At 43.4% G+C, this 17,465-nt stretch carries 11 protein-coding genes; 6 read left to right on the top strand and 5 right to left on the bottom strand.

The annotated features are described in order from the left end of the window. Positions 1-14: 14 nt before the first annotated feature. The 3 genes from IPP77_03620 to IPP77_03610 all read right to left on the bottom strand — a co-directional run bounded on the left by IPP77_03620 (position 15) and on the right by IPP77_03610 (position 8,232). Positions 15-6,104 carry a PKD domain-containing protein gene (locus IPP77_03620; GenBank protein MBL0308785.1) on the bottom strand — a complete coding sequence of 2,030 codons (6,090 nt, stop codon included), beginning with the start codon at positions 6,102-6,104 and terminating at the stop codon, positions 15-17. A gap of 173 nt (positions 6,105-6,277) precedes the next feature. Continuing rightward, positions 6,278-7,393: a PorP/SprF family type IX secretion system membrane protein gene (locus tag IPP77_03615; GenBank protein ID MBL0308784.1), complete on the bottom strand. Its 1,116-nt coding sequence runs from the start codon at positions 7,391-7,393 to the stop codon at positions 6,278-6,280. A 164-nt stretch (positions 7,394-7,557) separates the two neighbouring features. Next, complete coding sequence (locus IPP77_03610; GenBank protein MBL0308783.1) at positions 7,558-8,232, bottom strand: hypothetical protein; 675 nt, start codon at positions 8,230-8,232, stop codon at positions 7,558-7,560. Positions 8,233-9,790: 1,558 nt separating this feature from the next. On the opposite strand from IPP77_03610, the gene IPP77_03605 reads away from it, so the two are divergent. The 3 genes from IPP77_03605 to IPP77_03595 all read left to right on the top strand — a co-directional run bounded on the left by IPP77_03605 (position 9,791) and on the right by IPP77_03595 (position 10,491). Continuing rightward, positions 9,791-9,955, top strand: coding sequence for a hypothetical protein (locus IPP77_03605; GenBank protein ID MBL0308782.1), 165 nt, complete (start codon positions 9,791-9,793; stop codon positions 9,953-9,955). Positions 9,956-10,083: 128 nt separating this feature from the next. Further along, complete coding sequence (locus tag IPP77_03600; protein ID MBL0308781.1) at positions 10,084-10,305, top strand: type II toxin-antitoxin system HicB family antitoxin; 222 nt, start codon at positions 10,084-10,086, stop codon at positions 10,303-10,305. Beyond that, the gene (locus IPP77_03595; GenBank protein ID MBL0308780.1) at positions 10,306-10,491 is read left to right on the top strand and encodes a type II toxin-antitoxin system HicA family toxin; all 186 of its coding nucleotides are present in this window, start codon (positions 10,306-10,308) and stop codon (positions 10,489-10,491) included. Between the two features lie 18 nt (positions 10,492-10,509). On the opposite strand, the gene IPP77_03590 is transcribed toward IPP77_03595, so the two are convergent. Together IPP77_03590 and IPP77_03585 are read right to left on the bottom strand one after the other, a co-directional pair. Continuing rightward, positions 10,510-12,018 carry a HAMP domain-containing histidine kinase gene (locus IPP77_03590; GenBank protein ID MBL0308779.1) on the bottom strand — a complete coding sequence of 503 codons (1,509 nt, stop codon included), beginning with the start codon at positions 12,016-12,018 and terminating at the stop codon, positions 10,510-10,512. A 27-nt stretch (positions 12,019-12,045) separates the two neighbouring features. After that, a complete protein-coding gene (locus tag IPP77_03585) occupies positions 12,046-14,595 on the bottom strand; it encodes an AsmA family protein (protein MBL0308778.1) in 2,550 nt (849 codons plus the stop codon). A 118-nt stretch (positions 14,596-14,713) separates the two neighbouring features. Between IPP77_03585 and IPP77_03580 the strand changes: the two genes are divergently transcribed. The 3 genes from IPP77_03580 to IPP77_03570 are packed head-to-tail and all read left to right on the top strand — an operon-like array spanning position 14,714 to position 17,400. Then, complete coding sequence (locus IPP77_03580) at positions 14,714-16,369, top strand: T9SS type A sorting domain-containing protein (protein MBL0308777.1); 1,656 nt, start codon at positions 14,714-14,716, stop codon at positions 16,367-16,369. Position 16,370: 1 nt separating this feature from the next. Beyond that, on the top strand, positions 16,371-16,856 hold the full coding sequence (locus IPP77_03575) for a hypothetical protein (protein ID MBL0308776.1): 486 nt from the start codon (positions 16,371-16,373) through the stop codon (positions 16,854-16,856). Positions 16,857-16,902: 46 nt separating this feature from the next. Then, entirely contained in the window at positions 16,903-17,400 is a 498-nt protein-coding gene (locus IPP77_03570) for a DUF4199 domain-containing protein (GenBank protein MBL0308775.1), read from the top strand. Positions 17,401-17,465: the final 65 nt, after the last annotated feature.

Raw genomic sequence — 17,465 nt, 5'->3', positions numbered from 1 at the left:
GGGGCTGATAAATGCTATCTGATAAGCGTTACAGAACCGATGCTTTTACGCATTTTCTCTTTCGGATAGCGCATGCCATTCCATCGGCTGCCATCAAGGAATACAGCTTCGATTTTCCAAACGTACACATCTTGTTGGCAATCCTTGCCCTGATATTTTCCGTCCCAGCCTTCGGCCGGTTCAAAATTTTCATCAAGCAAGTATGACTCCCAAAGCAATTCGCCCCATTTATTAAATATCTGGGCATGATATTCCCTCATTCCAACACCGGCAGGTTTCCACACTTTTACTAGGTCATTACCTGAATTGAAGTCCGGAGCAAAGGCATTGGGTACAAATAGTGTTTTCTTGATTACATCTATATTTTTATAGGCGGTGTCGCTGCATCCGTGAGGAGTGGAGGCTACCAACATCACATCAAACTGGTTCACATCAGGGAAAGTATGCGCCGGATTTTCTTCAGTCGAGGTAAATCCATCACTGAAATTCCAAAGGTATGAAGTGCTATGCAGTGAGGAGTTAGTGAAGTTTACGGTGCCGGTAGCAGGTTGTTGGTTTTCGTCTGTTTCATAATCAAAGTCGGCAACGGGACGGATATAAACCTTTACGGTATCGGCCATTGAGAGCGTATCGCCACAATCGCTATAAGAATAGGCACGGATAACGATGGTGTAAGTTCCGGCGTCTTCATAAAGATGAGCAACATTAGGTGATGTTCCCTGCACAGAAGTTCCATCACCAAAATCCCAAACAAAAAGTTTAGCGTTGGCTGCTGTCACGTTTACGCGAACATTAACAGGCTGACAACCACTGTAAGGAAGAATTTGAGCCGATTCTATAGTTGGAGAAGGATGAATGGAAACGGGCAATTGTGTGGTGTCGGAACAGTTGAAATTATTCGTGGCTATTAATGAGATTATATAAGCTCCTTCTGCGACATAGGTGGCTATAGGTTCAGGGAATGTAGAACTATTTCCATCGCCAAAATCCCATTGGTAACCTATGGCCCCTTTAGAAGTGTTTTTTAGTGTGAGGTATGCTGGCAAACCACATCCGAATTCAACCGGTATAGTAAAAGAAGCTTCAGGAAGAGGATAGATGGTAACACTACGTCTTACAGTATCGCTACAAGTTTGGGTGGAACCAACCAACATGACGCTGTAAGTTCCCGCAACTTGGTATGGATGCAGTGGACTAACAGCCGCAGACGAGGTATTATCTCCAAAATACCATTGATAAAACTCGGCACCGGAACTCAGGTTCTGAAAAGCCTTGTCTTGGGTATTCACACAGAGATTTTGCATCTCGAAGTTGACCTCCGGTCGATTAACAATCGTAACCGGTTGACAGATAGAGTCATAGCAACCGGAACTGGAGGTAGCAGTTAGACAGACGTTGTAAGTTCCTGCCATTCCATATTCATGAACTGGATTAATAGATAAAGAAGAGGCTCCATCACCGAAATTCCACTGATACTGACTGAGGAAAGATCCTGGGGGCGAAGTAGAGGAACTGGTGAAACTAATTTCAGTTTGAGCACAAAGGTTATTAGAGGGGATAAATGAAGCCACGGGCGAGGGACTAACGTAAATGGTTTGATAAATAGTATCCTGCGCACAACCTGCACCCTGTGCTGCATAGAGAGCTATTGTATGTGTACCTGCAGCAAAAGTATGGGAGACTGCTGATCCTGCTGGAGTCACTTTCCCTCCGCTGTTACATTGTTTATTCACCAAATCATAATCGAAACACCAACTGAGGAGGGCTCCATTAGATGATTGGTCTTGAAAGGTAACGGTTAAAGGCTCACAGCCGGTGCTGGGGCTTGAGGTGAAAAATGCGTTCACGCTACCCGGAGAAACCGTAACGGGGCGACGAATGGTGGTGTCTAAACAGGCCGAATGCACAATCATAGATACTTGGTAAGTCACTGGATCGCTGTTGTTGTTATAGAATGAATGTTGCACAGGTGACCAGATCGGCTTATTGAGTTTCGGATATATCACCGCATTGGATGTCCCATCGCCCCAATTGATTGTCAATGAGTCGGCGGTTGAAAAATGAGATGTTTTAGGAAGAATATAACTATTCAATGGAGAACAACCACCGGTGCCGGTAATGTCAAAATCAATCTGAGGTATTGGCCTGACTCCTATAGAATAGGAACTATTCGTTGTGCCACATCCCGAAATATTTGAGAGGATGGAAATAGAATATTGAATATACAGTATGCTCGACGCGGAGTCCGCAATGCTGTTGAAAAGAGTTTGAGCAGGAATCACTCCACTTCCTGAATGAATGGCTCCGGTAATATTATCAGGAACAAAGGCCTGCCATGTTACACTACTTCCAACAGATGTTGATGTGAGGTTAACCGGTGAAGTGCTTTGCCCGGAACAAATAGTTTGAGTGGCCGGAGGGGTTGTTAAAACAGCTTTAGGATTAACAATCACCAGATAGTTTGTGATAGAACCTTCGCATCCATTGACCGATGGAGTGATATGATAGATAACCGTATCTGCCGTTGTCTTATTGTTTTGAAGAATATGGGCCGGAATATTACCGGTGCCCGAAGCGATGTTGCCCAAAATATTGCTGTCATTTGATGAAGTCCAACTAAAAGAACCACCGGAAGGTGTAGATGACAGATAGATTATTGTTGTGGTATCTCCTGTGCAGATAATCTGCGGGGCGGGAAGCGACAGAGTTGGAATAGGATTAACTCGGATGGTAAAAGTTATTGGTATTCCTCCACAATTGCTGGAAGAAGAAGTAATGGAATAAAGAACAGTTGCAACAGCGTTCCCGTTGTTAACTAATCTTTGTGCCGGTATGATGGAGTCAGTTCCACTAGAAATAAATCCAGTAACACCGCCTGAGGAGGTAGCCGTCCAAGTATAAATCATCCCCGTTGTTGATGAAGAGAGCGTAACAGGATCTGTGCTGTCTCCGCTACAGATTGTTTGGCTATCTATATTAACGCTTACTACAGGAGGTGAATTAACTGTGATTTGCAAGACAACAGTATCAGCCGGACAAGGCCCCAGCGGATTATCTGTAATTAAATAAGCTAAGGCTATACCGGATGAAACAGAAGGCGTAAAGTTGGTATTCAGAGAATCGGGAGAAGCGAAGGTTCCGCTTGTGGAATGCCAGGTAGCATAAGCGGCAGACCCGGAAATACTACCGGTAATATTTATAGGCGTTCCCGCACAGGTACTAACCGGAGCAACGACCTGAGCCAAAGGAGCAGGATAAACAGATACCGTAACACTATTTGTATCAGAACAGCCCACCGCACCGACCGTTAACAGGTATGCTTGCATAATTACTCCATTCGTTGTGTTATTAATGGTTGCTACTGGATTAGAAATAGTTGAGTCGCTTAATCCAACTGTTGGAGCCCAGGTATAAGTATATCCGTTTTGTGACTGCGTCCCGATTTGAACAGAGGAGCCGCTGCATATAGCCACATCATTTCCTGCATTGGCTGTTGGTGGAGCGACCATCGTAAGGTTCATACTGTGAATCGCCGCCGGACAAGGCCCGGTGGGATCGTTGGTGGTTATGGTAAGTGTTGCCTGACCGGTCGTAAAGAGCGGTGTAAAAGAAGATACTATTGAAGATGAGTCTGAAAAGGTTCCAGCATTATTGGATGTCCAAGTGATGGATGAAGCGACCCCTCCGAAAGCTCCATTTAAAGAGATGCTTTGACCGCTACAGATGCTTACATCTGGCCCAGCGTTTACCGTAGCCGCCGGATATACGGTTATGACTACAGAGTCTGTGGAAGAACAATTGCCCGGATTTGATACGGTTAAATAGTAAGTCTGCGAAATAGGTGCTACTCCGTTGTTGATTATAGAAACCACCGGATTCGCAACCGAAGAGGAACTCAAACCGACAATAGGACTCCAGGAGTAGGTCAAACCGTTGAGCGGTGTTGATCCGATTTGTGTATTAGCGGCGGAACATATCTGCTGATCATTTCCCGCCATAGCCATAGGGATGGTATCTATGTTGACGGATTTATTGGTACTAACAATACCACATTCATTTTGTGCAGAAAGCGAAACTGCATATTGACCAGAAACGGGATAGTTAATCATTCCTGGATTTTGGCTCGTCGAACTTGCCGGAGTGCCGCCCGGAAAACTCCAAGTGTAGTCTGAAATGTTTCCGCCGCACGACAGCACGTTGGCTGTAGGTGCTACAGATTGTCCGAAACAGGTCGTTGGAGGAATCGTAATTCCTATTTGTGGCTTCGTCTTCACCACTACAGTTTTGATGGATGAATAGGTGCCGCAGACGTTTGTCGCGTTCAATTGTATGTTGTACGTCCCTTCGTTATTAAACCTGAGATACGTGGTGGAAGAATCCGGATTCGTTCCATTGAGGTATTCAAAATTTAGGCCGGAACCGGTGCAAGTGGAATTATTCTGGACAATAGACCATTCAAAACTTGGCACACTGCAACCTGGCGGAGGCGGGGTAATATTTACCACCGAATCAAACAAAGGCGCGCAACCGGTTAAAGTGGAAAGACTAAAAGCTGTTTCGGCGGGAGCAGAGACACAAACAAGTTTACCGGTGGTATCCGTGCTGCACTTATTCCCGGCAATAATCTGAAACTGATAATTACCTGCAGCAGTAAAAGAAACCGAAAGCGTATTGGACCCCGAAGTCCATAACGCCGGATTGAAATTATTATCAACATACCCATTGTCTTTTCCCATATTTCCGGAGGTAACCGTCCAACCGGTATCGGGTGTGATGCTCCAGATAATAGGGGTTTGTTGATTACAGGCGCTGTTGCCTGCTGCCATTCCATTCTGCGACGTATTGGTGAAGACGCTGGGCGAATTGACACAAACATTTCCATAAGAAAAATCTGCCTCTGGGCGAAGTGAAACATAAATTGGAACGACTGATCCCGCAGTCAGTCCACAGGGGTTTTCAATCGTTAAGGAGGCGGAGAATGAGTTGGGGAAATTAGTAATACCGTTGGAACTGGAGAACCCACAAGAAGATCGTTCAAAGTAGTGAGAAATACTGTCTGGTGGGGGATGATTAAAAATAAGCGGTGGAGTAGAATCACTGAATGCCACGGTATAGATAGTTCCCGCAGTATTATTTTGAAAGTTGTAAAGAGAAAAAGTAAGCCAGTCCGGTCCGCAGATGTCCGTATTTCCGGGCGAGGCAATTCCTCCCGCAGGGTTGCTGCCATAAAACACTTTATAAAAAGTGGTATCGGTACAACCGGTAATGTTGTTGCTCACGATATACACCAGATTGAAAATACCTCGTCTGTAAATATGGCTGACGTTCGTCCATCCGGTGCTGTTCACGTAGGGAGCAGAAGTATCGCCCCAAATTATTTTTGTGGTATAATCTGCTGAAGAAGCCGAGCCATTTACAAAACTAAACATCGCTGCTTGTTGTGCGGCGGCAGCACAGATGAAAAAAGTTAAGGCACCGTTGAATGTGGATGAATCTACTCCGGCACCCGGTTGAAGCAAAGCAGCAGTATTCTGTGGTATGCTGATTACTATTGTATGACTTTCCGTACAGCCATGATTTCCGGTGGCAGTAACGACAACGGTAAAGGAAGAAGGACCATTGCCAACGGAGTGGTAGCTGTGTGAAACGTTATTCCCGGTTCCAGATCCTCCATCTCCGAAACTCCATGTGAAACTTACACCGCTTTGAGCAGGAGTCGAAAAGTTAACCATCGTGCCCGAGCAGGAAGTATCCATGCTATAAGTAAAGACCGGCTCGGCAGGAGGGGAGTAGATAGAAACCTGAACCGTGTCATAAGAATTGCAACCGTTACCGGTAGAGTGCAGCATATATTTGGTGGCCACCGAAGGGCTGACCGTAATGTTCTTAGTGTTGGCTGTGAACCCGGCAGGGTTTGAAGTCCAGGAATAGCTGCCCGGATTGCCATTGTTTGAAACGGCCTTTAGAGTGACGCTTGCGCCTGGGCAAATACTTTTGTTAGAGCCGGCACTCACGGAACATTGCGAGAATACATTCTTCCCAAAAGGCAGAACGAAACTTAGTATGATTAATAAAATTGATTGACGTAAATGTTTTGTTTCCATAGTTGCTTGTTTCTTCCTATTTTATTTTACGTATTTCCCTTTGCTATTGTTGTTTGTATTTTACCATGTGGAGTAAGGCTTTTTACCTGTTGGTTTAGCAACAAAAACACCGCCCTTGTGTGATACAAGAAAGCCGATGAGATGTGCCGGAATAGAAAATGGAGCGAGGGAAATCAAAATGCCTCAAAAGGACATTTCATCACGTTTCGTTTGCGATAAGGGATAGATAATCCCAACGAAATTTCATAAGCACCTGCGGTTTGCATTCCCAATCCCATGTAGGGAAAATCAACCGAAACACCCACCGAATAGCCCAGCGCATTTTTGCTGGATGCAAAACTACCCCGGTGTGTGATGGCCAGAATAACGGCACTGGTGTTGATTTTACTTTCGCCGGTTATTGAATTCTTCAGGATGAAAGAAAAGCGATTATACAACCCAACACTTAAAGGAATCAATTCCTTTTTCGATTTGAATTTCATGTAGAAATCAATCCCTGCATTCACCTCAAAAAACTTTGCCTGATTTTCGAAAAGCACAGTCGGGCTGATGTAGAAATTCTCATCGCGCAGCGAAATAGTGCTTCGGTAACTCACCACATACTTTCGCGGCAGCTTAGTTTTATCGCCGTTGGAACCGGTGATAGAAATAGCCGGTCGCAACACGTGGCCCATCGAAAAACCAATTTCATTATACCATTTGCTTTTGGCCTGAAAATTATTTCGCAACAAAATTCCATAATCAAAATCCACATAGTGGCGGCTCGAAATAGTTGTCTGATCAAAAGAAGAGCCGCCCGTCAGGCCGTAGGTAGCGTTCAACTGGTCAGAAAAAACCAGGCGACTCCAATCCAGATGAATATTGTTGTAATACACTTTAAAACCGAGATAAATATTGAACCGATCCACGTGGTCGTTTCGGGTGCGAATGCCGGGCATGTGTTGCGAATAAGTAATGCCGACCGAGGTGGTGGTTAAAAAACCTTCCCCTTCGGTGCGTTGCACCACAAAGGCGCCGCCGCCGGCATTAAACTTGTTGTGAATAGACAAATAGGCATCGGCCATCACTGCATAAATTGAGAGTGGCCCAGGAACGCTCTTGCCCGGTACATTGGGCCACAGGTTTCGGTAGCTGGTTTTGACCCGCATTTCTTTTTTATATCCGGCATAAGCCGGGTTATAATAAAGCTGGTTGGCGTCATACTGCGAAAAGGCCGGGTCTTGTGCCTGCAAATCTGCAAGCGACGAGAGAAGGAAAAAAAGTATGGAGCAGCGTAGAAGTAGAACCATGTATGATAAGCGTACGCGATAATCCAATACATGGTTTCGATAAAAGTGGCAATCGGGGGCCGCACTTGTTTTATACAATTCAATCCGTAACAAAAAAACGCCCCGCATTTCTGCGGGGCGTTTGACGTACAAAGTTTGACCCGAAGGGTCTATTATGAAAAAATTTACGGCACCATCACATCCGAAACCACATTAGAAATAGGCCCCATGCCTGCGGCATTAAAGCCTACCATATACACTTTCGGAACTTTGAACTGCGGCAAATTAATCATCGTGCCCCGATGCTTAGTGGTGGTCATTACTACTATTTTGATTCCGCCTATTTCAATTTCTATCTGCCGGTCACCTATCACAGTCGGAACCGGAAGAACGCCGTCTCCGAAAACAGCAATGCTCAAAATCCCTTCTGAATTTGTCACCGTTTTTGTTCCAACTTCCAATGTTCCGTGAGCGCCTTTACTAGCAAACGCATCTACCACCATTTGAATCGGTTTGGTGTGTTTATCAAAATCCACTTTAGTAACCGCATGACCGCTCGACAACATAATCTCAGCATTTCCTTTTGCTATGTCTTCGACGTAATCTGCATTGTCGTCCATAATCTTAACCCATTCTGCCTCTCTTTCGTGCATGATGCGGATTTTGTCCTTGTCGCCGTCGCTGGCGGCCATCGCAGCCGCCTCCAAAGCATCGGTTGCCGTAGTTTTATCGGCTAGTGTGGGCAAAGGATCGAGGAAATTTACGTTTCCCGTTTCATGAACGATTACGTTACGGCTATAGACAAGCTTACCGGGAACGCCGAGTCCGTGGTAGCTTCTAAGTATTGCATTTCTTTTCATAGTTAGTTATATTTTATAGTGCAATAATAACTATTTTTTGGGAAATACAAACTTTTACAAAAATAATTTACCAATGATAATTTAGAAACTTAGACTAACAGAATATAGTTTTAAAATCAGCATGTTAGATTGTTTACTTAGTGCAACATAAATGATTATGTAAAAATAAATTGCCTTTTCTCACTTAAACAATTTTATAATCCTTCTGAAAGATTGAATTTCGGCTTCAAAACCGCTTGAAAACCAAAATATCAGGTTGGTCAGATCAAAAAATACTTTTCCGAGCTGAAAAATCTTTTTGGCAGAAATTTGGAGCTTTTGTCCGTTGATTTAGCGCGTTTCCGTTCCAAAAACTTTTTTTGGTGAGCGAAAAGGAGTTTTTGGCGGCTGAAAACTCTTTTCAGCGCTCAAAAAGATTTTTTGACCACTCAAAAGCGCTAAATTTTTCTCAAACGCACTTTTCAGCCCGGAAAAGTATTTTTCAGCTCGGGAAAGTATTTTTTAGCTAATCCACACTTTTTTTACGAACGCCACGCTCTTTTTTCAAGGGAAAAAGATTTTTTCTCGTACAAAAACTTTTTTTGAGGCGATAAACAAGCAACCCCTGATTAAATGCTGAGTTTTGAATGAGGAATGCTAATAGGAAATTCCACCTCGTCTTCGGTTTAAATAGGAACTGAGAGCGGCGGGGGGAAAGAATCTCTGTTTGACTTCACCAAATTTAAAGTAATGAGCCAGAACGCCGAGGATAAAAAGGAAGCGACTAAAAAACCAATTCACCACAACTGGCTCTTTTGGGTCGGGGTTGTTTTAATGGTAATTGCAATTTTTATTTACGTTTCTACCTTAGATTTAAGAATGTAGATCGCTTTTAATGCTGAGTTTTGAATGAGGAATGCTGAATGAAAATTCCTCCTCCATCTTTTTTTGCTCAAAGCACTTTTCGGTACGAAGGATTCCTGTGGAGGATAGCGTCTATTATTTTTCGCAGAGGGCGCAGAGCAGCAGGGAAAAAAAGAGAAGGGATTGTTTGATTAAAAAAACCGGGACTTTAGTTTATATTTGCAGTCTCTCCTTAGCCCGTCAAGGGCAATTGTTAGTGTGTCAAGGCCCCGCAGCAATGCGGGGCTTTTTTTTTGCTACCGGTAGATGTCTCCCCACAACGTTCGGAAGATGTTGTAGTTGCTTTGTAGTAAGCATATTAATACCATGTTCCAACAGCGTTCTCTGGAGAAATTTACCTTAAAAGGCATACTATATTTCACGCAGGGAGCGCAGAATGGCTGGGAACGCAGAGGAAATGCAAAAATAAAGACTCAATACGCTGCATCTCTGCGCTCTCTGCGTGAAATTTTTTGCATTATTTGAAAGGGCTAGCTGAACATAAACCACTGTAAACTAATCCTTTATAAAGTCTTCCGAACTTTGTGATGTCTCACTTACTGGAATTTTTTCATCGGCGAGGAGCGCGAAATTTTATTTAAAATCTATATTGCAATCAACATAAAGGCATCATGGAAGAAAATCGAAAGGAACCGAACCGAGTTATATGGTGGAGGTGTATTTTGAAAACGGTAGCGGCGCCTGGAAATGGCGGGTGAGATATGGGGAGCGCATTGTGGTGACTTCCTATGGTCTCGGCTATGAAGACCGCGATGAATGTCTGGCAGAAATAGCCAAACTGAAACAGACCTTGGGTGATTTTCTTGATAAGAATTCCTGATGGGTTCTTTTGTTTTTGGAAAAAGAAAAGCCGGTGGAGAAACTGGCAAACAAGTATGATTGGTTTTGAATGGAGGGGAGCTTGTATGCCCATCTTTAAACTTTATCTTTGATAACAAATAGAACACCATGAAATTAAGTCTGACCGCAGCGTTTAAGAAAGTAAAGCAAGGATATATAGCTTGGATAGAAGAAATTCCCGGGGTCAATACACAGGGAGCTACCAAGAAAGAAGCCACAGAAAATCTGGAGGAAGCGTTGCAAATGATATTGGAAGCTAATCGCGAGCTTTCGCGCAAATCGGAGAAGGGACAAACCCTGAGCCGCAAAAAATACGAACTGGCAGCATAAATGAAACGCAAAGATTTGCTAATCCATTTGAGTAAGCATGGTTGTTTGCTGATGCGCGAAGGAGGGAATCATAGCATCTATTATAATCCTTCAAAAAATAAAACGAGTTCCGTGCCTCGACATAATGAGGTAAACGATTTTCTTGCGCGGAAAATTTGTAAAGACCTCGAAATTCCTAAACCGTAGTTTTTTTAATTGGTGTTTCTACGCCGCCGGAATAATTATCCGGAAGGTAGTTCCCTTATTGGGTTCGGAATGTTTTACAAAAATCTTTCCGCTGTGATATTCTTCTACGATGCGTTTGGTGAGCGAAAGGCCGAGTCCCCATCCGCGCTTTTTGGTGGAGTAGCCGGGTTCAAAGATGGTGTTGAACTTGCTTTTGGGAATTCCTTTTCCGCTATCGGTTATATCCAGGATGATGTGGTTGTTCTCATGTGTAGTAACGATCGAAATAGTTCCTTCGCCATCCATCGCGTCTAAAGCGTTTTTCAAAAGATTCTCCAGCACCCAGTCGAACAGCGGACGGTTGATTAGGAACCGGCACGGGCCATCGCAAGAAAAGGTCATGGTTACCTTTCCGCTGGCACGACGACGCATGTATTTCACGTTTTCTTCCAGCGTTTCGCGCACACTCTCGGGCTGAAGTTGGGGAACCGAACCTATTTTTGAGAACCGTTCGGCCACTAAAGAAAGGCGCTTGATGTCGCCTTCTAACTCGTGGAGTATCTCCTGCTTGTTTTTCATTCCATCTTGCTCGCGCAGTACTTCTACCCAACCCTCGAGCGAAGAAATAGGGGTGCCTAATTGATGGGCGGTTTCTTTGGCCATGCCTACCCAGACCAGATTTTGTTCTGCTCTTCGCGCATTGTTGAAGGCGAGATAGGCGATGAGTAGAAACGTAGCGAAGATGGCGAGTTGTACATAGGGAAAGAAGCGCAGTTGGCGCAGCGTGGCCGAGTCGTCGTAGTAGATGTAGCGAAGCACTCCTTCTCCCAAATCGGCGACGACGGGGTCATGTACATTCTCCATGCTGTTGAGTGTTTTCTTTATTTCTACGCTGTTTTTCATTTTGGCAGAATCTATGTTGCCGAAGGCGAGGATGTTCAGCTTTTCGTCGGTTAGAATGACCGGTGCCGAGGCGGTATTGACCACTACTTCAGAAATAAATGTTTCGACCAGATCGTTCAGGGTAAGTTTGAGTTTGGCAAAAAGGTTCGAGTCTTTATAATAGATATAGTTCTTGCTGGTTTTATAGTTCACCACAATGGGCGGATACAATGAAAACTCTTTGCGGATGGAGGCGGGCAAATCGGAAAACTTTTTGGAGGTAGGAATTTCAATGTTGCGCGCATCAATAATGTTTCCATTGGCATCTACCAGGATAGCGGGGATGTCGTCGTTGGAGTTGATGATGTCAATAAAAAAGGTGAGCAGGTCGTTGTTCTCAATGGTGAGCATAAACTCGGTGGATCTGGCGTAAACGCTCAACTTCTTTCTTTCATCTGCAGCGAGCTTGGTGAACAAATCTTTAGTGTATCGCACCAACCGGGCCTTTCGCTCAATGGCCTGTGCCCATAGCCGGGCTTTGTATTGCTCTTCTGTCGCCATTTGGTTGGCGATGTGGCTGGTGTAAAGCACGGTGGAAATACCAATAAAACTACCGATAAGCAGTAGGATAAGTTTGAGGTTAGATTTGTTGGAATAGAAGTCCATAGCAGGTCAACTGAACGACCAAATTAGTTAATCGTTAATGGTATCAAAATCAAAGAACTCGGGCTTTTGATTTAGGTCGAAATATTTTTCTTCCTTTTTATGTTCGACATCATCTACCTTCTTTGAATTTTTATTAAAAAGCTGCCGAAGGTTTTCTTTTTCCTTTTTAAAATCATTCACTAATTTTTTTCTGGAAGAAGCCTTGTCGTATTTGAAAACCGGATGGCTGAGGTTTCCGGCAAGCGAGAGATAGATATTTACGCCTTCATAAGGGTCGTTTTCGATGTATTGAATATCGCGCCCTCGGCGGTTAAACTTTTGAGCCAGCAGTTTGTGCAGGTTAATCTTGAAATGGTAGTCCACGTCGTTATTAAAATAATGATAGCCGGAAATCATCAGGTTTAAGGCCGATGTTTTTAGCTCAAATTCAGGAATGTCTATCCGCTGGTCGGCTATTTTGATAGTATGAGATAAGTCGCCAAACCGGATGTCATTCAATTCGTCCACCCGAATGAAATTGGAGGCGGCCCGAATGGGTTCAAAATTAATCAGCCGTCCATTGTGGATGTTCAATTCTATAAGCGCAGTAAATGATTTTGGATCAAATTCGCTGTAATGATTCCAGGTGGCGTTTATGGAGGTGGAGGTGGTGAGATTGCCTTCGAGATGTTTATCGGTTAAAGTGGTCTGTCCAAAATTCTCACATTGTTTAAATATCTCGGTGATGTTTAGGTTGATGGCGCTGAGATCTGATTGAATGTTGAGTTTGTTGTCAGGAGTAAAACTGAATAATCCGCTGCCTTGCAATTCCCCTTTCATCGTTTGGGCGTTCAACTTGTTGATACGAAGTAGAGCCGGAGCCGCCTGGATGTTGCCTTGAATATTTTCAAAAACAGTTTTTCGGAAAAGAAATTTATCAATTTCAATATCAAGGTTTCCGCTCAGGTTGAAAATGTCCCGAACATTGACCGGCTTCCCTTTTGATTTATTCTTTTCATCGGAGGCGCTTTTGAATCCTTCAATAATTGAAGTGAGATCAAATAGTCGGGTATGAATTTTGCCATTGATGTTTAGCGTAGCAACCGATGACTTTTTCTGGTCGGCAAGAGTATAGATATAGGCTAGCAGATTTTTAATGTTGCCGTTAAAGAGGAAATCTGTTTTCAGAAACCTGATGGAAAAGTCCTTAGCCTCTATAGAATTGGAATTATAAGAAAGCTTTCCACTGATATTGTCGTAAACAATGCCTCGCGAGGATAAAGACACCTGCATCAAGGTAAAATCTCCGGAACCATTTAACGTGGAATGTTCAATGTCGGTGAAGTCGCGCTTTCTGCCTCGCAGTCTGAACTGATTAAACTTCACCGCACCATTGAAATCTTTTGCTGCCGATTCAGGGATAAAGGTGGAGAGTTCGGATAGGTGCATTACACCATTTGCATAAAAATCAAAATCAGGATCTGCCAGATTGCTAAGACGTAAGGTGAAATGAAATGGCAGGTTATTCAAGGTGCAATTGAAATTACTGATGGTCAGCCGGTCCTTGCCCGAAGCATCCATTTCATATTTAGCCGTTGCGTTGACCTTCTTGAGCAGTTTATTGTATTTGCCCAGTTTCAATTCGCTGTCTTTGAGGTCGGCATTTATATTCAAGGTGGGAGAGGAGGTAGGGCTAAAGATGCCCTTCACATCTGCCACAATGGAATATTGCCCACTTCCTTCGGCATGGACTAGGTTGGCTTTGTATTCGTCTGGAAGTAATTGGAACAATTTCAGAATGTCCTTTCCTTCGCTCAGCAACTGGATATTGATGTCCATGCCCTTTTGAAGCGAGGCAAAATATCCAGAGATGCTAAACCGATTGTCGTCTATTTCTATCACTCCCTTCTTGAAATGAAATTTATTTTCTGCTTTATCTACCGCTAAAAGCATTTCTACTCCTACATTTTTATTAACCAGAAAATCTTCCTTGCCGGTGTTAATGCGGTACACCAGTAAATTGGCATTGGTGTTTAGCTCAAACTGCTTCTGATTGAAGTTGCCATTCAGTTCGGCATCTTTAACTTTTAGTACTACATTTATAGAACGAGATTTGTCGAGATAAACCAGGCCTATATCCTTTATTTCCGCTTTCCGGAGGCTCAGGGCAAGTTTGGTTTTAGTTGTGGTGTCTTCTTTGAGTATTTCAAAATTGTTTTTACCGCTTTCGTCGGTATATAAGTTTATCTCTCCTCCTTGAAGTAAAACTTTCGAAAACTCAACCTCTTCTTCAAACAGACTGAGGATATTGCAGATGAAAGAAAATTCCTTTACCCTAAGAAGATGGGTATCTTTTCTAAGTCTATCACCAATCAATACATCAGAGAAGGTGAATGAGGCATTAGGAAAATGTTGAAACAGAGAGAGCTTCATCCCTCCACGAACTTCAACCGGAACAGTAACCTGACGATTGAGCTCACTAACAATCTGTTGCTTGATTTTGTTTTCGACAATGAAAGGCACGAGTAAAGCAGCGAGCAAGAAAAAAACTATAATGCCGGTGAAGGTGAAGAATATAATGCGTGCGGGGCGGTTCATGTTGTATTAACGCGATTTGTAGTTTGCTATTTTATTTTCGTTTAGCCTTATACCGGTTGAATTCGGATAATTGAAATTCACGGAAAAGTTAACTTTACTGACTATTATTATAACCCTTATGTTTAAAAGACTCATTTTAATTACCGCTCTATTTGTTGGCTTTCAACACCCGATTGTAGCTCAAATAGATGAAACCATACTACCCAAAACGTCCACATGGAAGGCTTCACTATTCAGCAAATTGGACGAAGTGCTGTTGCCTGCTTTTTCAAACGCTCTTGCCGGTCAACGTGATGAGGCGGATGTTAAGAAGGGGAAGGCTCCCAAATTTGCCCGCTCTCAACCCGTAAACATCAATCCATATAATGCCGGATCATGGACGGAACTGCCGGATGGAGGCGGTGTTTGGCGAATGCAAATCACCTCCGCTGGTGCTCTGGGACTGGTTCCGGTTTTTGAAAAATTATATCTCCCTGCTGGAGCCAGTTTGCATATTTATATGCCTTCCGGCGAAGAAACCATTGGGGCGTTTACTCATGCAAATACTCCTGAGCCTAGAGGGTTATGCACCGGACTAATTCATGGAGAAAGCTGTATCGTTGAATATTATGAACCGGCAGAACATCGTGGGGAAGGAATCCTTCAGTTGCAAAGTATTGGTCATGCCTACCGATGGGTACAACCTCTAAGGCGCGGAATTTCTCCGGGCAAAAGCGATACCTGTGAAGTGAACGTAAACTGTTCGGAAGGGGCTAACTGGCAAGACCAGAAACGTTCAGTGGTATTGATATTGATAGTAGATAATGAAGGCGAAGGATATTGTAGCGGTAGTTTGTTGAATAACGCGAAAGATGACTGTACGCCGTATGTTTTGTCGGCACAGCATTGTGGTGAATTCTCGAAGGCAGCTGACTATAACAATTGGGTGTTCTATTTTAACTATGAAGCAGCTACCTGTACGGACTCATCAGGGTCGCTTAACCATTTTATTAATGGCTGTACTAAATTGGCAGATAGCGACGATGACGGCGGCGACTATGGTTCAGATTTTTTATTGATGCGCCTTTCAAATTCTATTCCGCCTTCTTTTAATGCCTTCCTATCCGGATGGGATAGGAGCGGTGCCATACCCGATTCTACGGTTTGTATTCATCACCCACAAGGCGATGTCAAAAAAATATACACGTCCTCCACATCTCCTAAAATTGTTTCTTGGGTTGATATTGTGGATAGCACGCATTGGGATGTAACCTGGTCCGTTACGGCTCATGGACATGGCATCACCGAAGAAGCTTCATCGGGTTCGCCTCTTTTTAACCAGCAAGGTCATATTATAGGTAGTTTATCTGGCGGCGATTCTTACTGCGATGAGCCTTTACAGTCAGATCAATTTGGCCGGTTTTACTTTCATTGGGACATGAACGACGTTTCCGACAGTGTTCAATTAAAACCCTGGCTGGATCCCGATAGCACCGGGATACTTATGCTGGATGGAAGGAATGCATCTTGTATTACCGCAATTGCCGAAATACACAAGCCGTCCTTTACTTTCGAGTTGTTTCCTAATCCCACATCAGGTGCCGTACAACTGGTGTTTGATGAAGCAAATTTGAAAACTATACGGGTCTTTGATTTGTTCGGACAGGAAATATCTGAAGCCAATTACTCCAGCAAGGTCGTTAAACTAGATTTAACTACCCTAAATAGAGGTATCTATTTGGTGGAGGCCCGAAGCTCTCTGGGAACAAGTGTAAAAAGAATTACCCTGAATTGATATGCGCTTAGTTTTGATTTTCTCGTGTTTGATCTTGCTTGCTTCAGCTTGTAAAACAAGTAAGAAAGCACAGATTAGTAGCGAACAAACCACCGAGCAGATTACTGATGAATCTTTCAGGAAAGTGATTCGTGACAGGGAAATCTATGCAAGTATTACAGAAACAGTACCTCTGGACAGTGCATATATCAGTCGTGATACTTTGCACATTCATACGGTGAAGATGAATGGATGTGATGCAGAAGAGTTCAAGCTAATCTGGAATGGAGCTTTGTTGAAATCACTTCCTGCGCAGACCAATGTGAAACTTTTTCATCGTCTAGAACCGGCTTGTCGAGAACAACACAGTTTTCACCTTACTTTTAACGTGGCTCCTTTGCGCATGAGACACGATACCGCGTTAGTGAGCAATGGTTCCTCGTCTTTCCAACATGCTCTATTACTGCGAATTTATGGATGGAAAGCGCCGATTAGGTATGAGTATTGAGGTTTGTATTTTGTTCTTAGTTTCGATTTTGTAAAGCTGATAGAATATGTATCTGAAAATTATAGTTCGGTACTCAGTGCTGCTCAGTCTGTTGATGTTGCTGTGGCTGTCACTGGAATATATGGTAGGTCTGCACGACCGATTTATTGCCTATCAACCATACGTTACGTTGTTAGCGGTGGGCATTTCTATATTTTGCATTCATCGGGCGCTAATAGAAGTGCAGAAGGAAGCACTTCACCGTTTAACGTTTCGACAGGCATTTGTAATAGGCTTTATCATTACTTTGATTTCGGCAGTTCTGGCTATACCTGTTCAGATCATCTTTCACCAGTTGATTAATCCAGATTTTTTCCAGAACATGAAGGAGTATTCGGTGAAACACGCTATTGAGCTAAATGAAGATGTAGAAAGAGCAAAATTGCAGGCGGAAAGTTATTTTAATCTCACCTCATACCTCCTGCAATCCGTGTTGGGTACTTTGGTTAGCGGCACAGTTATTTCATTGGTGTTGGCTTGGTGGAAGAGTAGGAAGCGTAGATAGGGAGGAGATGCTGAGTGGTTTAAAAAGCATTTAACGCTCAATCTTATATATTTACCTCAAACCTA

It is taken from the genome of Bacteroidota bacterium (assembly GCA_016722375.1).
Classification (GTDB): domain Bacteria; phylum Bacteroidota; class Bacteroidia; order Chitinophagales; family LD1; genus Bog-950.
Note: the sequence above shows the minus strand (reverse complement) of the source record. Positions and strands in the feature narration are given on the sequence as shown.